Source organism: Streptomyces sp. NPDC110618 (assembly GCF_055657065.1).
On sequence record NZ_JBVKBN010000023.1, the window covers coordinates 21,727 to 37,756 of the forward strand.

The following is a 16,030-nucleotide window of genomic DNA, read 5'->3' on the forward strand; positions in this document are numbered from 1 at the left end:
AGAGTAGAGCGGCGCCGGCGGGCTCAGCACGCTGACCCTGATGACCGACTACCGATCAACCACCGTCTCCTACAAGGCCCGGGGCGCCGTCGTCGCGGCGCTGATGCTGGCCGCGTTCACCTTCAACACCGCCGAGAACCTCCCGGTCGGCCTGCTGCCCCTGATGGCGGACGACCTCGGGGTGTCACAGCCCACCGTGGGCCTGCTGGTCACCGGCTACGCGCTCACGGTCGTCGTGGTCTCCCTGCCCCTCGCCCACCTCACCCGGGCGATCCCCCGCCGCCCCTTGCTCACCGTCCTCCTGGCCCTGCTTGCCACCGCGAGCTGGGCCACGGCCTGGCACGCGGTCTCCTACGGCCCCCTGCTCGCGGCCCGCGCCGCGACCGCGCTCGCCCAGGCGCTGTACTGGGCGGTGATGGGCCCGGTCGCGGTCGGCCTGTACCCGCCCGAACGGCGGGGCCGGATCATGGGCCTGCTGTCGGTGGGCGGCTCGCTGGCCACGGTGCTCGGCGTACCGACGGGAACCTGGCTCGGATCGCACACGGGCTGGCGTGCCCCCTTCGCGGTCCTGGGCGCGCTGGCCCTGCTGTCCCTGATCACGGTCGCCGTCCTGCTGCCGACCACTCACCCGCGGGAGAGCCACTCGGCCTACGGCGTCACCCCCGACCGGCGCCGCTTCCTCCTGGTCGTCACCACGACCGCCCTGTCGGTGACGGGCGTGTTCACGGCCTTCACCTACATCGCGACCTTCCTCGACGAGGTGAGCGGCTTCGACACGGACGCCACCGGGCCGTTGCTCCTGGCCTTCGGCGCGGCCGGCCTGGCCGGGGTGGCGGCCACGGGCCCCCTCCTGGACCGCTTCTTCCAAGCCACCCTCGTCGTACCGATAACCACCCAACTGACAGCCCTGCTCGGCCTGTACGCGTTCGGCCACCACCAAGTGGCCTGCGTGGCCCTGCTGATGCTGCTGGGCGCCTCGGTGGCCCCGGCCTTCACGGCCTCCCAGAGCCAGGTCCTGCACTGGGCCCCGGCCCGCACCGAGTCCGCCCTCGCCGCCAACTCGGTCGCCTTCAACGTGGGCGTGGCCGTGGGCGCACTGCTGGGCGGCGCCGTGTTCACGGGATTCGGCGTGCGCGGCACGTTCCTCGCCGGGGGACTGCTGACGGCGGGGGCGCTGGTGGCGCTGTCGCGGGGCGTACGAAGTCATGAAAGCGACCGTCGGCGAATCGAGCCGTAGTGGACGGAAGCACCGGCCCGAAGGTCTATCGTGTCCCGCATGTCCGTGCCCGAACTGATCCGTATCGTCTCCCGCGACTCGCCCATGGCGCTCGCTCAAGTGGAGCGTGTCCGTGCCGAGTTGGCGGTGCTGCACCCGGGGGTGCGCACCGAGGTCGTGCCGGTGAAGACCACCGGTGACAAGTGGCTGGGAGACCTGGCGAAGGTCGAGGGGAAGGGGGCGTTCACCAAGGAGGTGGACGCGGCCCTGCTCGCCGGTGAGGCCGATCTCGCGGTGCACTGCGTCAAGGACATCCCCGCCGACCGGCCGCTGCCCGCGGGCACGGTGTTCGCCGCGTTCCTCAAGCGCGACGACATCCGGGACGCCCTCATCCATCCCGGCGGGCTCACCCTGGACGAACTGCCGGACGGGACCCGGATCGGTACGTCCTCGGTGCGCCGGGTCGCCCAGCTGGCCGCCACCCATCCGCATTTGGAGTGCGTGCCCTTCCGGGGGAACGCCAACCGGCGGCTGGCGAAGCTGGCGGCGGGGGAGGCGGACGCGCTGCTGCTCGCCGTGTCGGGGCTGGAGCGCATCGGGCGGACGGATGTGATCAGCGAGATCCTCTCCCCGGAGACGATGATGCCGCCCATCGGCGCGGGCATCCTCGCCCTGCAGTGCCGGGAGGACGACACCGAGCTGATCGACGCCGTCAGCGGGCTCGGCGACCCCGGCACCCACCGGGAGGCCACCGCCGAGCGGATGTTCCTGCATGTGCTCCAGGGACACTGCAACAGCCCCATCGCGGGGTACGCGCGCGTGGATCACGGCGGGGAGCTGTCCCTGCGGGCGTGCGTGTTCACGCCGGACGGCAAGACCCGGCTCAACGCCCACGAGTGGGCGGGGCGACTGGATCCGGCCACGCTGGGCACCTCGGTCGCGGTGGCGCTGCTGCGTCAGGGCGCCCGCGAGATCATCGACGGCATCCCGCACTGATCCCGTACGAAGGGGCGGCACCGCGTCAGGCGGTGCCCTCCTCGGCCTGGTCCCGCAGGAAGTTGCTGATCTCGTGGACGAGGCACTCGCGCCCGGCCCCCGGCTGCGAGGAACCTTCGGCGAGCCCGATGCCGCCCGCCCAGAGCCGGCGGTCGGTCCACTCCTCCTCGACGCGCAGCTGGATCTGCACGTCCACCTGGCCGAGGCTCGCCTCCGGACCGGCCGCGTAGATCACGGCGGTGGCCCGGCGCAGCGGGTACACGTCGAAGCCCTCGATGAACTGCGAGTTCCGCCAGTCGATGAACGCGCTCTCGCCGTCCGGACCGATCCGGATGTCGATCTGGCCGTCCTCCAGGTGGATGCCGTAGTGCCGCTCGCCGCGGTTCTCGACCGTCACCCGGAGAAAGAAATACGTCAGCCCGGCGGCGGCGTCATCACGTCCCCGCGGAGGCTCGGCGTTCTCCAGACGGTGGACGCGGACGCGCAGACCGGCATGCTCGTCGTACTCCTGCCAGTCCCCGACCACGTTCGGCTCGCACACACTGCACCTCTTCGACCTCAGAGAGCTGCTTCCTATCTGTGTGCTCAGCGCACTGTCAAATGAGCAGAATGCGCTGTGGCCAGCACATTCACCCGCTTTGATCGCTGATCAAGCGCTGCCCAGCAGGAATCCCCCGACGCGGCTCGGCACGGGGCCGCGACAGCGTGCCGCACATCACGTCCGGCGCCCTGTTTCCCGGGGCGGCTCACGCACCGAGACCAGCCGACTTCGGATTGTGCATCATTTTCCCTTATATCCTGACAATTGTTTCGAGCCCTGTGTGGCCGGGAACCGTCTATGAAGTGCTTCGGACCGGAGGCACGTCTGTGGGAGCCCGCCAGCAGGGCCCCGGATGTCCTCCGCGGTTTTCGTGGCGCGCCTCCCACGGTGACTGTCCCACCCCAGCACCAGCGAGGGAGGTGCGCTTCATGCGCACCGTCGCGAAGACCAAGCAACACCCGCACGACGACGCCCCCGACACGGCCGCCGATTTCCGACGGCTGGCCGAACTGCCCGAGGGTGAGGAGCGCAAGGCACTCCGTGACCGACTGGTTAGCGCCTGGCTGCCCATGGCAGAGCGCATCGCGGTCCGGTTCAAGGGGCGGGGCGAAGCCCTGGAGGACCTGTACCAGGTGGCCGCCCTCGGCCTCGTCAAGGCCGTCGACCACTACGACCCGGACCGCGGCTGCGCCTTCGAGGCGTACGCGGTGCCCACCGTCACCGGTGAGATCAAGCGGCACTTCCGCGACCACATGTGGACCCTGCATGTGCCGCGCCGGGTCCAGGACCTGCGCAACCGGGTCCGTCAGGCGGCGAAGGAGCTGTCGCAGACCATTCCGGGCCGACCGCCGACCGTCCGGGAGATCGCCGACCTCACCGGTCTGACCGAGGCCGAGGTGCGCACCGGCATGGAGGCGCTGGACTGCTTCTCCGCGCTGTCGCTGGAGGCCGAGATGCCCGGCACCGACGGGTACGCCCTCGGTGACTCGCTGGGCGCCCCCGACCCGGCCTTCGACACGGTCGTCGACCGGGTGGCCGTCCGGCCCTGTCTGGAGAAGCTGCCCGAGCGCGAGCGGACCATCCTCTACCTGCGGTTCTTCGACGGCATGACGCAGAGCCGGATAGCCGAGCAGCTCGGCATCTCGCAGATGCACGTCTCCCGGCTGCTCAGCGGCTGCTTCGCGCACCTGCGCGAGGAACTGCACGCGCCGACGCCCTGACGCGGCTACGACTCCCCGGACCGGCCCGGAACCTGCGTGGGACCGTGCCGGTCCAGGGCGGCCTCCAGCGCCTCGCGGATCTGCGGGGGCATCTCCCCGTTCCGGCCCCAGATCAGGATCAGGTCCGCGACCTGGCGGAGCTTGATGTTGGTGTGCTGGGACACGTCCTTCAGGACCGTCCACCCCTGGGACGGCGCGACCCTGCCGAGGGCCACGACCATCCCGATCGCCTGGTCCACGACGGCATGCGAGCTGACGGCCTCCTTGAGCTGCTCCACCTCTTCCTGCAGTTCCGCGATCCGGCCGCTCTGGTCGACGGGTTCGTGCGGTACCTGGGTCACGCATCCCATACTCGTCACTCGCGCGGCGGTATGCCACCGCGCGAGCGGTGGAAATCATCGTTGTTTCGGCGCCCGGCCGGGGTACTCGGCAGGCGCGCTCAGGGGTTGCGGCCGGACACTGGGAAGAGGCACCGGTGGCCGCCGGCCCGGCGAGACCAGGACACGACACGTCATGAACCACGATACGAAGCTCCCCGGCACACGGAACGTCGTCTCCACGCACTCCGTGTACGGCGCCCCCTGCTGGGTGAGCCTGACCAGCCGGGACCTGGAGACCACCCAGGACTTCTACCGCGCCGTGCTCGGCTGGCGCTGGCGGACCGGCAAGCTCGGCGACCGCTTCCGGATCGCCCTGGCCGACGGGGTGCCCGTCGCCGGGATCGCCGCCGTCGCCACGATGTGGCAGATGGCGGTCGCCTGGACGCCGTACTTCGCGGTGCGCAGCGCCGACGAGGCGGTCTCCCGGGTGCAGGAGCGGGGCGGTACGTCCGCGGTGGGGCCGATCTCCTTCCCGCCCGGACGGGCGGCGCTGCTCGCCGACCGGGACGGCGCGACCTTCGGTATCTGGGAGGGCGAGCTGGTCAGCGACTGGGAGACCTGGCGCCGCTCCACCCCCGCCTTCATCCGTCTGCACACCCGCGACGCCTTCGACGCCGCGATCTTCTACGGCGAGGTCCTCGACTGGGCCACCGAGCGCCCCGGCTGCTGCGAGGTGCACTACGAGGGCGGGGAGGTCGTGCTGCGCAGCGGCGGCGACGTGGTGGCCCGGATCGTGTCGGGCGCCCTGGGCGCGGCACCCGACCCGACGATCCGCCCGCACTGGCAGGTGCACTTCGCGGTCCAGGACGTGACGGCCTGCGCCCGCGTCGCCGAGCAGAACGGCGGCAGCGTCCTGTCCAAGAGCGAGGACGAGGCCGTACTGCGCGACCCCGACGGCGCCCAGTTCACGGTGACGTCGCGGCGCGAGCGCTGAGCCGCGGGCGCTCATTCCTTCGTGACGGGCGGGACAGGAGAACCAGGCTGCGCGGGGTCACCGTGACCGTCGTCGCGGCCTTGTGCTCGGTCTCGTCGGGCATCCCCTGGGGGTCGGCCGTGTCGATCAGCGCGGTCCAGCGTTCGCCGTAGGCGGTTCCCGGCAGGCGGAAGTCGACCGGTTCCCAGTAGCTGTTGAGCAGGAGCAGGAAGGAGTCGTCGACGACCGGGTGGCCGCGGCGGTCCGGTTCGGCGATGGCGTCGCCGTTGAGGAAGACGCCGACGCAGTGCGCGTCGGAGCGGCGCCAGTCCTCCTCGGTCATCTCGCGGGCGTCGGGCAGCAGCCAGACCAGGTCGGGCAGGTGCCGGCCCGCGTGGGTGACGGTCTCGCCGCGGAAGAAGCGGCGGCGGCGCAGTACCGGGTGGGCGGCGCGCAGGCCGATGACGTACCGGGTGAAGTCGACGAGGTCGCGCTGTTCCTCGGTGAGCCGCCAGTCGATCCAGGAGACCTTGTTGTCCTGGCAGTAGGCGTTGTTGTTGCCGCGCTGGGTACGGCCGAGTTCGTCGCCGTGGCAGAGCATGGGGATGCCCTGGGACAGCAGCAGCGTGGCGAGGAAGTTGCGCTGCTGGCGGGCGCGCAGCTCCAGTACGGCGGGGTCGGCGCTCTCGCCCTCGACGCCGCAGTTCCAGGAGCGGTTGGTGGACTCGCCGTCCCGATTGCCCTCGCCGTTGGCCTCGTTGTGCTTGTCGTTGTACGAGACGAGGTCGCGCAGGGTGAAACCGTCGTGCGCGGTCACGAAGTTGACGCTGGCGCGCGGACGGCGCCTGCTGTGCTGGTACAGGTCGGCCGAGCCGGTCAGCCGGGACGCGAAGTCGCCGAGGACGTGTTCGGTGCCGCGCCAGAAGTCCCGTACGGTGTCGCGGTACTTGCCGTTCCACTCCGACCACAGCGGCGGGAAGTTGCCCACCTGGTAGCCGCCCTCGCCGACGTCCCACGGCTCGGCGATCAGCTTGACGCGGCTGATCACCGGGTCCTGCTGGATCAGGTCGAAGAACGCCGAGAGCCGGTCCACCTCGTGGAACTGCCGGGCCAGGGTGGCCGCGAGGTCGAAGCGGAAGCCGTCGACGTGCATCTCGGTGACCCAGTACCGCAGCGAGTCCATGATCAGTTGCAGCACGTAGGGGTGCCGCATCAGCAGGCTGTTGCCGGTGCCGGTGGTGTCGTAGTAGTGCGACCAGTCGCCGTCCACGAGCCGGTAGTAGGAGGCGTTGTCGATGCCGCGGAAGGACAGCGTGGGGCCCTTCTCGTTGCCCTCGGCGGTGTGGTTGTAGACCACGTCGAGGATCACTTCGAGGCCGGCCGCGTGCAGGGCCTTGACCATCGACTTGAACTCGGCGACCTGCTGGCCCCGAGTGCCGTGCGCCGCATAGCCGTTGTGCGGTGCGAAGAAGCCGATCGTGTTGTAGCCCCAGTAGTTGGACAGGCCCCGGTCGACGAGCACGCCGTCCTGCACGAACTGGTGCACCGGCATCAGCTCGACGGCGGTGACGCCCAGCGAGGTCAGGTGCTCGACGACGGCGGGGTGCGCGAGTCCGGCGTAGGTGCCGCGCAGTTCGGCGGGGACGTCGGGGTGGGTGCGGGTCAGACCGCGCACATGGGCCTCGTAGATGACCGTCTCCGCGTACGGGCGGCGCGGCGGGCGGTCGTCGCCCCAGTCGAAGTACGGGTCGGTGACCACGCCGAGCATGGTGTGCCCGGCGCTGTCGGCCGGGGACGGCCCGTCGGGGACGCGTTCGAAGAGCGAGGCGTGGTTGTCCATCTGCCCGTCGACGGCCCGCGTGTACGGGTCCAGCAGCAGCTTCGCCGGGTTGCAGCGGTGGCCGAGGGCCGGGGCCCAGGGGCCGTGCACCCGGTAGCCGTAGCGCTGGCCGGGTCCGACGCCGGGCAGGTAGCCGTGCCAGACGAAGCCGTCTACCTCGGTCAGCTCCACATGCGTGCTCTTGCCGGCATGGTCGACCAGGACCAGTTCGACCCGCTCGGCGACCTCACTGAACAGGGCGAAGTTGGTGCCCTGTCCGTCGTAGGAGGCGCCCAACGGGTAGGGGTGCCCGCTCCAGGCGGACACCCCGGTGCGTTTCTTGCGCGCCGTCACCGCGCGCCCTCCAGCACCCGTTCGGGCTCGGTCGCCGGGGCGGCCAGCGCGGCGGCCGGGATCTCGCGCGGCACCTGGCGCACCTCGCGCAGGCTCGGCACCGGACCGGTGGGCACCAGCGGCATGCGCTCGCCGGCGCGGGCCCGCTGGGAGAACCAGATGACCTTGCTGCCGGTGTCCGTGGCGCAGCAGCCCCAGCCGTCACTGATGGCGGCGATCTGCTCCAGGCAGCCGCGCAGCTCCTGGTCCGGACGCAGATCGCGGTCGTGGTCCCCGATGGCCGTGATCAGGTGCTGGCCGTTCCACCACATCTCGATCGACGTGTTCTTGTCCGTCGCGTGTTCGTCGATGGCGGTCAGCAGCAGTTCGGCGCCGCCGCAGACGGGTTCCACGAGGGTCTCCAGGTCCCAGTACCGGAGGTGAGCGGCCAGGATACGGCTGACCTGGCCTACCCGTTCAGGGCTGACTTCCACGTCGAGGTGGTAGTAGCAGGGCACTGCGGTCTTCATCTCGTTGGCTCCTCACCGGCGAGGGCTCGGCGCTTCCTCCGTCCCCGCGGGACGGGCCCCGAACACGAAGCGTGAGCGTTGATCGCTTCTGAGTCACCTCAAGAGTGAGAGCACTACGCCATCCGTGCAACACGAGCATCGTGCGACACGCGACATGGTTGAAGCTCTAACAAGACGTTGAGTCATCGTACGTGCACCATGTGTGAAGACCCGCGCGCCCGTGAGGAACCTGCGTGTGTCCGCGCATGGCCACCCCCCGTCCTGCCCGTGGCCTGCGCCATGAATCCCGAGAGGTGAACGGCGTCATGTTGCTACCGGCAAAAGCCGAAGTAGCCCGCCAGCTTGGGCGGTACCGGGCCTGGGAGCGCGTCATGCTCGCGTCCCCGTCCGACCGATCGGTGCGGGCCACCTTCGAGGACTCGGGGTACACGCTGTGCGTGCTGATGGGCAAGCGCTGTGCGCGCGAGGCGGCCGAGGCCGCCGAGCGGTACCTGCGCAGCACCGTCGGCGCGTACTTGCGCGAGCAGAGTGAGCGCGCCCGCTCCGGGGGCGCCGCGCGCCGGGGGCCGCCGACCGCCAAGCGACGTACTCCGGCGGGAAGGCAGAGCCCTTCCGGCGCAGCTTGATTCCATCGGCCGGGCCTCGTTCGGGGCCCGGCCACCAGCACGACGGAGGCGAGACCATGAAGGCAACCGCGGCCATCGGCCGCATCCCGGTACGGCATGTGCAGCCTGCCGTGGAGTGCGGCAGGCGCCCGGCGAAGGCGGTCGTGGGCGAGACATTCCTGGTCTCGGCGACCGTGTTCCGGGAGGGGCACGACGCCGTGGCCGCCAATGTCGTGCTGCGCGACCCGCTGGGCCGTCCCGGCCCCTGGACCCCGATGCGCGAACTCGCCCCCGGCAGCGACCGCTGGGGCGCCGAGGTCACCCCCACCGCCACCGGCAACTGGACGTACCACGTGGAGGCGTGGAGCGACCCCGTGACCACCTGGCAGCGCACCGCCCGCATCAAGGTGCCGGCCGGTATCGACACCGGGGTGGTCCTGGAGGAGGGCGCCGATCTGCTGGAGCGCGCGGCGGCCGGGGTACCCGCCAAGCGCCGCCCGGCGCTGCTGCGCGCGGTGGAGACCCTGCGCGACGACTCCCTGCCGGTCGTGGCACGCCTCGCGGCCGCCTTCCGTCCCGAGGTGGAGCGGGTGCTGGCGCGGTATCCGCTGCGGGAGTTGGTGACCGCCTCCGAGCCGCTGCCGCTGCTGGTGGAGCGGGAGCGGGCGCTGTTCGGGTCCTGGTACGAGTTCTTCCCCCGCTCGGAAGGCACCGCCGAGGAGCCGCACGGCACCTTCCGCACCGCCGCCCGGCGCCTGCCCGCGATCGCCGGGATGGGCTTCGACGTCGTCTACCTCCCGCCGATCCATCCCATCGGCACGACCTGGCGCAAGGGCCGCAACAACACCCTCGACCCCACCCCGGACGATGTCGGCGTGCCGTGGGCGATCGGCTCGCCGGAGGGCGGCCACGACGCGGTGCACCCCCAGCTGGGCACGCTGGAGGACTTCACCTGGTTCGTCGAGCAGGCCCGCGGCCACGGTCTTGAGGTGGCCCTGGACTTCGCGCTGCAGTGCTCCCCGGACCATCCGTGGGTGAGCAAGCACCCGGAGTGGTTCCACCACCGCCCGGACGGGACGATCGCGTATGCGGAGAACCCGCCGAAGAAGTACCAGGACATCTACCCCATCGCCTTCGACGCGGACATGGACGGCCTGGTCGCCGAGACGGTGCGGGTGCTGCGGCACTGGATGGGCTGCGGGGTGCGGATCTTCCGCGTGGACAACCCCCACACCAAACCGGTCGTCTTCTGGGAGCGGGTGATCGGCGAGATCAACCGCACCGACCCGGACGTGATCTTCCTGGCGGAGGCGTTCACCCGCCCGGCGATGATGCGCACCCTGGCCCAGATCGGCTTCCAGCAGTCCTACACCTACTTCACCTGGCGCAACACCAAGCAGGAGCTCACCGACTACCTGACCGAGCTGTCGGGCGAGGCGGCGGCCTACATGCGGCCAAACTTCTTCACCAACACCCCCGACATCCTGCACGCCTTCCTCCAGCACGGCGGACGCCCCGCCTTCGAACTGCGCGCCGTGCTCGCCGCGACCCTCTCCCCCACCTGGGGCATCTACAGCGGCTACGAACTGTGCGAGAACACCCCCCTGCGCGAGGGCAGCGAAGAGTACCTGGACTCCGAGAAGTACCAACTACGCCCGCGCGACTGGGACACCGCCGACACCATCGCCCCCCTCATCACCAAGCTCAACACCATCAGGCGCCGCCACCCCGCGCTGCAGCGGCTGCGCAATCTGCGCTTCCACCACGCCGACAACGACGCCGTTCTGGTGTTCAGCAAGCGCACCGGGCAGGACACGGTGCTGGTGGTGGTGAATCTCGATCCACACCACACCCAGGAGGCGACGGTCTCGTTGGACATGCCGCAGCTCGGCCGTGACCGGGACGAATCCCTGTCCGTGCACGACGAACTGACGGGTGAGACCTATGCGTGGGGCACGCACAACTATGTGCGGCTGGAGCCCGGCCGGGCACCGGCGCATGTGTTCCACGTCCAGGCAGCGCCCGCCTCGCCGCAGATCGGAGGGTCTCCCGCGTCATGACTGTCAATGAGCCCGTCCCGGACACCTTCGAGGACACCCCGGCCAAGGACCGGCATCCCGACTGGTTCAAGCGAGCCGTCTTCTACGAGGTGCTCGTCCGTTCCTTCCAGGACAGCAACGGTGACGGCATCGGTGATCTCAAGGGCCTGACCGCCAAACTGGACTACCTCCAGTGGCTCGGCGTCGACTGCCTGTGGCTGCCGCCGTTCTTCAAGTCCCCGCTGAGGGACGGCGGCTACGACGTCTCCGACTACACCGCCGTCCTGCCCGAGTTCGGCGACCTCGCCGACTTCGTGGAGTTCGTGGACGCCGCCCACCAGCGCGGCATGCGGGTGATCATCGACTTCGTCATGAACCACACCAGCGACCAGCACCCGTGGTTCCAGGAGTCCCGCAAGAACCCCGACGGGCCGTACGGCGACTACTACATGTGGGCCGACGACGACAAGCAGTACGCGGACGCACGCATCATCTTCGTCGACACCGAAGTCTCCAACTGGACCTTCGACCCCGTGCGCGGGCAGTACTACTTCCACCGTTTCTTCTCCCACCAGCCGGACCTCAACTACGAGAACCCGGCCGTACAGGAGGAGATCCTGGGCGCCCTGCGCTTCTGGCTGGACCTCGGCATCGACGGCTTCCGCCTCGACGCCGTGCCCTACCTCTACGCGCAGGAGGGCACCAACTGCGAAAACCTTCCGGCGACCCATCAGTTCCTCAAGCGCGTACGGCGCGAGATCGACGCGATGTACCCGGACACGGTGCTGCTGGCGGAGGCCAACCAGTGGCCCGAGGACGTCGTCGACTACTTCGGCGACTACCGCAGCGGCGGCGACGAGTGCCACATGGCCTTCCACTTCCCCGTCATGCCCCGCATCTTCATGGCGGTACGGCGTGAATCCCGCTACCCCGTCTCGGAAATCCTCGCCAAGACACCCACCATCCCCTCCGGGTGCCAGTGGGGCATCTTCCTGCGCAACCACGACGAGCTGACCCTGGAGATGGTCACCGACGAGGAACGCGACTACATGTGGGCCGAGTACGCCAAGGACCCGCGGATGCGCGCCAACATCGGCATCCGCCGCCGCCTCGCCCCCCTCCTCGACAACGACCGCAACCAGATCGAACTCTTCACCGCACTCCTGCTCTCCCTCCCCGGCTCGCCGATCCTCTACTACGGCGACGAGATCGGCATGGGCGACAACATCTGGCTCGGCGACCGCGACGCCGTCCGCACCCCCATGCAGTGGACCCCCGACCGCAACGCCGGCTTCTCCACGGCCGACCCCGGGCGCCTCTACCTCCCCACGATCATGGACCCGGTCTACGGCCACCAGGTGACGAACGTCGAGGCCTCCATGGCCTCCCCCTCGTCCCTGCTGCACTGGACCCGCCGGATGATCGAGATCCGCAAGCAGAACCCCGCCTTCGGACTCGGCTCCTTCACCGAACTCCCGTCCTCCAACCCGGCGGTCCTGGCCTTCCTCCGCGAGTACGAGGACGATCTTGTTCTGTGTGTGAACAATTTCTCCCGTTTTGCCCAGCCCACCGAGCTCGACCTGCGCGAATTCGACGGGCGGCACCCAGTCGAACTGTTCGGCGGGGTCCGCTTCCCGGCCATCGGCGAACTGCCGTACCTGCTCACTCTGGGCGGTCACGGCTTCTACTGGTTCCGGCTCTCCCGAGTCGCCTCCCGGATCGGCCGCCGTCACTGAGCGTCTGCCCCTTGCACGTGTGCCCTTGAGCGTGTGCCGACGAAAGGACGCGTCACCATGACGAAGACCGCACCACTCAGGCCGAGCCCCACGGCCGTCGCCGACATCATGGTCTCGCTAGGCGGTCTGCTGCGTCAGTGGCTGCCGCGGCAGCGATGGTTCGCGGGCAAGGACCGGCCCGTCACGGACCTGGCCCTGCTGTCCATGACCGAGCTGTTCCCCGGCTGTCTGCATCTGCTGATCCACGCCGGCCACGTCCCCGTGCCCGCGCCCGGCGGCACCACCGCGCCGCCGGCCGGCGACTGCTACCAACTCCTCCTCGGCGTACGGGAACACCCCTCCCCGCGCCTCGGGCGCAGTCTGGTCGGACGGGCCGAGGAGGGCCCGCTGGCCGGGCTGACGGTCTACGACGCGCTGCAGGACCTGCGCTCCGCGCAGATGCTGTTCGACCGGCTGCGGCACCCCGGGACGGCCGGTCCGCTGCGCTTCGAGTCCTGCTTCTCCGTACCGGTCCCGCCGGGGCTCACACCTCGGCTGATGGACGCCGAACAGTCCAACTCCTCGCTGGTGTACGGCGACGCCTTCGTGCTGAAGGTGTTCCGGCGCATCCAGCCGGGCGTCAACCCGGATCTGGAGGTGCCGGGCGCGCTGGCCCGGCAGGGCTGTGCGCGGGTGCCCGCGCCCGTGTCCTGGTTCCGCACCACCCGCCCCTGGGAGGCCACCCTCGGGGTGCTCCAGCCGTTCCTGCCGAACGCCACCGACGGCTGGGCACTGGCGCTCCAGGCGCTCGCCTCCGGTGACGACTTCACCGCCGAGGCCTACCAATTGGGGCAGGCCACCGCCGAGGTCCACCTCGCGCTGGCCTCGGCGTTCCCGTGCGAGAAGGCCCACGAGAACGACCGTACGGCGGCCGCCATGACCGAGCGGCTGGACGCCGCGGCGCACTGCGTGCCCGCACTGCGGCCGTACGTCGCGGGCCTGCGGTCCGCGTTCGGCACGCTCACCACCTGCGACTCCGGCCCGCCCGCCCAGCGCATCCACGGCGACCTGCACCTGGGCCAGGTGCTGCGCGCCGGACGCGACTGGTTCGTCATCGACTTCGAGGGCGAGCCGTCGCGTCCGCTGGCCGAGCGGCGCAGCCCGCACTCCCCGGTGCGGGACATCGCCGGAATGCTGCGCTCCTTCGACTACGCGGCGCGCCAGCGCCGCCCGTGGCGGCCCGAGTGGGCCCGCCGCTGCCGGGAGTCCTTCTGCGCGGGCTACGCGTCCGCCGCGGGCTGGGACCCGCGAAAGAAACACGGTCTGCTCCGCGCCTACGAGACCGACCGTGCCGTTTACGAAGTGCTGTACGAAGCCAGACACCGCCCGGACTGGCTGCCCGTGCCGATGGCGGCGATCGAACGACTCGCCGTACGAGGAGGCTGACCCCCCATGGCCCTGCGTGACACCACGCTGCCCCAGCCGACCAGCGCCGCCCGGCGCGGGGCGGCGCCGCCGCTGGACCCGACCGACCGCGGTCGGCTGCTGGCCGGCGCGCATCATGATCCGCACGCGCTGCTCGGGGCCCATGTGGTCCCGGGCGGGGTCGCGGTGCGGGCGTTGCGCCCGTTCGCGCGGGCGGTGAGTGTGGTGGTCAACGGCAAGCGGATCCCGCTGGTCTCCGAGGGCGACGGCCTCTTCTCCGGCGTACTGCCGCGCAGGCGGAAGACTCCCGCGTACACGCTGCTGGTGGCGTACGAGGACGGGGAGCACGAGGTCGAGGACCCGTACCGCTTCCTGCCCGCGCTCGGTGAGCTGGATCTGCATCTGATCCGGGAGGGGCGGCACGAGCAGTTGTGGCGGGCGCTCGGCGCCGAGCCGATGGTCCATCAGGGTGTGGCCGGGACCCGGTTCACCGTGTGGGCGCCGAACGCGCAGGGCGTGCGGGTGGCGGCGGACTTCACGTACTGGGACGGCACCGCGTTCCCGATGCGCTCCCTCGGTGCGTCGGGCGTGTGGGAGCTGTTCCTGCCCGGGGTCGCGGAGGGGACGAAGTACAAGTTCGAGATCCACTCCCGGCACGGGCACCGCTTCCTCAAGGCCGACCCGATGGCGCGGTACGCGGAGGTGCCGCCGGACACCGCGTCGATCGTGCACTCCTCGCACTACGAGTGGGGCGACGCGGAGTGGATGGCGCACCGCGGGGACGTGCCGGTGCATGTGGCGCCGTTCTCGGTGTACGAGGTGCATCTGCCGTCGTGGCGGCCCGGTCTTTCCTACCGCGAGCTGGCCGAGGTGCTCCCGGCGTATGTGAAGGATCTCGGTTTCACGCATGTGGAGTTCATGCCGGTCGCCCATCACCCCTTCTCGGGCTCCTGGGGCTATCAGATCACCGGGTTCTACGCGCCGATGGCACGGCTGGGCACACCGGACGACTTCAAGTTCCTGATCGACTCGCTGCACCGGGCCGGCATCGGCGTGATCATGGACTGGGTGCCGGCCCACTTCCCGAAGGACGACTGGGCGCTGGCCCGCTTCGACGGGGAGCCACTGTACGAGCCCGGGGACGCGCGGCGGGCGGAGCATCCGGACTGGGGGACGTACGAGTTCGACTTCGGGCGGGTGGAGGTGCGCAACTTCCTCGTCGCCAACGCCGTGTACTGGTGCGAGGAGTTCCACATCGACGGGCTGCGGGTGGACGCGGTCGCCTCGATGCTCTACCTGGACTACTCCCGTGACTCGGGCCAGTGGACGCCGAATGTGTACGGCGGGCGCGAGGACCTGGACGCGGTGGCCTTCCTGCGGGAGATGAACGCGACCGTGTACCGGCGGGCGCCGGGCGTGGTGACGATCGCGGAGGAGTCCACCGCGTGGGAGGGCGTGACCCGGCCCACCGACAGCGGCGGGCTCGGCTTCGGCCTGAAGTGGAACATGGGCTGGATGCACGACTCCCTGGAGTACATCTCGCACGAGCCGGTGCACCGCAAGTACCACCACAACGAGATGACCTTCTCGATGGTGTACGCCTACAGCGAGAACTACGTTCTTCCGATCTCCCATGACGAAGTCGTCCACGGCAAGCAGGCGTTGGTGTCGAAGATGCCCGGCGACTGGTGGCAGCAACGCGCCAATCACCGCGCCTATCTGGGCTTCATGTGGGCCCACCCCGGCAAACAACTGCTGTTCATGGGGCAGGAGTTCGCCCAAGGTGCCGAGTGGTCGGAGCCGGAGGGCCCGCACTGGTGGCTGCTCGATCCGGAGTACGGGGCCGAGGCCGATCACCGGGGTGTGCGCGATCTGGTGCGTGATCTCAACACCGCCTACCGGGCGACCCCGGCACTGTGGCAGCGGGACACCGACCCGGGCGGCTTCCGCTGGGTGATCGGGGACGCGGCCGACGACAACGTCTTCGGTTTCCTCAGGTACGCGGTCGACGGCACCCCCCTGCTCGCGGTGTCGAACTTCTCCCCCGTCGTGCGGGACGACTACCGGATCTGGGTGCCCGAGGACGGCCCGGTGTGGGAGGAGACCCTCAACACCGACGCGGCCCGCTACGGCGGCGGCGATGTCACCAACCCCGGGCCGATCAAGCCGGAGGAGGACGGCATCCGGATCACTCTGCCCCCACTGGCCACGGTCTGGCTGACGCCTTACCCCTGCTGAGACGCATGGCCCGGTGCGAGGTGTCCGAATGCCCTGAAAGGGGCAGTCGGGGCGTACGGC

General features: G+C 70.2%; 13 protein-coding genes. 9 read left to right on the top strand and 4 right to left on the bottom strand.

The features are described from left to right. Positions 1 to 40: 40 nt before the first annotated feature. Positions 41 to 1,237 (top strand): MFS transporter, encoded by a 1,197-nt coding sequence (locus tag ACZ7L7_RS30715; protein WP_471431730.1) that lies wholly within the window; start codon positions 41 to 43, stop codon positions 1,235 to 1,237. 39 nt (positions 1,238 to 1,276) lie between these two features. Then, positions 1,277 to 2,212 carry a hydroxymethylbilane synthase gene (gene hemC / locus ACZ7L7_RS30720; protein ID WP_285514091.1) on the top strand — a complete coding sequence of 312 codons (936 nt, stop codon included), beginning with the start codon at positions 1,277 to 1,279 and terminating at the stop codon, positions 2,210 to 2,212. Positions 2,213 to 2,237: 25 nt separating this feature from the next. Here the strand turns inward: hemC and ACZ7L7_RS30725 are convergent, their stop codons facing one another. After that, positions 2,238 to 2,753, bottom strand: a complete 516-nt coding sequence (locus tag ACZ7L7_RS30725) for a hypothetical protein (RefSeq protein ID WP_285514092.1) — start codon at positions 2,751 to 2,753, stop codon at positions 2,238 to 2,240. A 428-nt stretch (positions 2,754 to 3,181) separates the two neighbouring features. Between ACZ7L7_RS30725 and ACZ7L7_RS30730 the strand changes: the two genes are divergently transcribed. After that, positions 3,182 to 3,973 carry an RNA polymerase sigma factor SigF gene (locus tag ACZ7L7_RS30730; RefSeq protein WP_285514093.1) on the top strand — a complete coding sequence of 264 codons (792 nt, stop codon included), beginning with the start codon at positions 3,182 to 3,184 and terminating at the stop codon, positions 3,971 to 3,973. A gap of 5 nt (positions 3,974 to 3,978) precedes the next feature. On the opposite strand, the gene ACZ7L7_RS30735 is transcribed toward ACZ7L7_RS30730, so the two are convergent. Next, positions 3,979 to 4,314 carry an ANTAR domain-containing protein gene (locus tag ACZ7L7_RS30735; RefSeq protein ID WP_285514094.1) on the bottom strand — a complete coding sequence of 112 codons (336 nt, stop codon included), beginning with the start codon at positions 4,312 to 4,314 and terminating at the stop codon, positions 3,979 to 3,981. Between the two features lie 172 nt (positions 4,315 to 4,486). Between ACZ7L7_RS30735 and ACZ7L7_RS30740 the strand changes: the two genes are divergently transcribed. Further along, positions 4,487 to 5,287, top strand: coding sequence for a VOC family protein (locus ACZ7L7_RS30740; protein WP_285514095.1), 801 nt, complete (start codon positions 4,487 to 4,489; stop codon positions 5,285 to 5,287). Here ACZ7L7_RS30740 and glgX read toward each other — a convergent pair. Together glgX and ACZ7L7_RS30750 are read right to left on the bottom strand one after the other, a co-directional pair. Next, positions 5,259 to 7,439, bottom strand: a complete 2,181-nt coding sequence (glgX, locus tag ACZ7L7_RS30745; protein ID WP_453603638.1) for a glycogen debranching protein GlgX — start codon at positions 7,437 to 7,439, stop codon at positions 5,259 to 5,261. The two genes, ACZ7L7_RS30740 and glgX, sit on opposite strands and share 29 nt — an antisense overlap. Further along, positions 7,436 to 7,948, bottom strand: a complete 513-nt coding sequence (locus ACZ7L7_RS30750) for a pep a2 (RefSeq protein WP_285514097.1) — start codon at positions 7,946 to 7,948, stop codon at positions 7,436 to 7,438. Before ACZ7L7_RS30750 ends, glgX begins: the two co-directional genes overlap by 4 nt. A 305-nt stretch (positions 7,949 to 8,253) precedes the next feature. Between ACZ7L7_RS30750 and ACZ7L7_RS30755 the strand changes: the two genes are divergently transcribed. The 5 genes from ACZ7L7_RS30755 to glgB are packed head-to-tail and all read left to right on the top strand — an operon-like array spanning position 8,254 to position 15,970. Then, a complete protein-coding gene (locus ACZ7L7_RS30755) occupies positions 8,254 to 8,574 on the top strand; it encodes a DUF5133 domain-containing protein (RefSeq protein ID WP_093724683.1) in 321 nt (106 codons plus the stop codon). 56 nt (positions 8,575 to 8,630) lie between these two features. After that, the gene (locus ACZ7L7_RS30760; RefSeq protein ID WP_472077694.1) at positions 8,631 to 10,613 is read left to right on the top strand and encodes an alpha-1,4-glucan--maltose-1-phosphate maltosyltransferase; all 1,983 of its coding nucleotides are present in this window, start codon (positions 8,631 to 8,633) and stop codon (positions 10,611 to 10,613) included. After that, positions 10,610 to 12,328 (top strand): maltose alpha-D-glucosyltransferase, encoded by a 1,719-nt coding sequence (gene treS / locus ACZ7L7_RS30765; protein ID WP_453603136.1) that lies wholly within the window; start codon positions 10,610 to 10,612, stop codon positions 12,326 to 12,328. The genes ACZ7L7_RS30760 and treS overlap by 4 nt, the downstream gene beginning before the upstream one ends. A gap of 57 nt (positions 12,329 to 12,385) precedes the next feature. After that, a complete protein-coding gene (locus ACZ7L7_RS30770) occupies positions 12,386 to 13,753 on the top strand; it encodes a maltokinase N-terminal cap-like domain-containing protein (protein WP_285514101.1) in 1,368 nt (455 codons plus the stop codon). 6 nt (positions 13,754 to 13,759) lie between these two features. Continuing rightward, a complete protein-coding gene (gene glgB, locus ACZ7L7_RS30775; RefSeq protein ID WP_472077695.1) occupies positions 13,760 to 15,970 on the top strand; it encodes a 1,4-alpha-glucan branching enzyme in 2,211 nt (736 codons plus the stop codon). The last annotated feature ends 60 nt before the right edge of the window (positions 15,971 to 16,030 follow it).

Bases quoted from the DNA above. Each gene is read 5' to 3' on its own strand.
- ACZ7L7_RS30715 (WP_471431730.1), top strand. From the start codon at position 41: ATGACCGACTACCGATCAACCACCGTCTCCTACAAGGCCCGGGGCGCC.
- hemC (WP_285514091.1), top strand. From the start codon at position 1,277: ATGTCCGTGCCCGAACTGATCCGTATCGTCTCCCGCGACTCGCCCATG.
- ACZ7L7_RS30730 (WP_285514093.1), top strand. From the start codon at position 3,182: ATGCGCACCGTCGCGAAGACCAAGCAACACCCGCACGACGACGCCCCC.
- ACZ7L7_RS30740 (WP_285514095.1), top strand. From the start codon at position 4,487: ATGAACCACGATACGAAGCTCCCCGGCACACGGAACGTCGTCTCCACG.
- ACZ7L7_RS30750 (WP_285514097.1), bottom strand. From the start codon at position 7,948: ATGAAGACCGCAGTGCCCTGCTACTACCACCTCGACGTGGAAGTCAGC.
- ACZ7L7_RS30755 (WP_093724683.1), top strand. From the start codon at position 8,254: ATGTTGCTACCGGCAAAAGCCGAAGTAGCCCGCCAGCTTGGGCGGTAC.
- ACZ7L7_RS30760 (WP_472077694.1), top strand. From the start codon at position 8,631: ATGAAGGCAACCGCGGCCATCGGCCGCATCCCGGTACGGCATGTGCAG.
- treS (WP_453603136.1), top strand. From the start codon at position 10,610: ATGACTGTCAATGAGCCCGTCCCGGACACCTTCGAGGACACCCCGGCC.
- ACZ7L7_RS30770 (WP_285514101.1), top strand. From the start codon at position 12,386: ATGACGAAGACCGCACCACTCAGGCCGAGCCCCACGGCCGTCGCCGAC.
- glgB (WP_472077695.1), top strand. From the start codon at position 13,760: ATGGCCCTGCGTGACACCACGCTGCCCCAGCCGACCAGCGCCGCCCGG.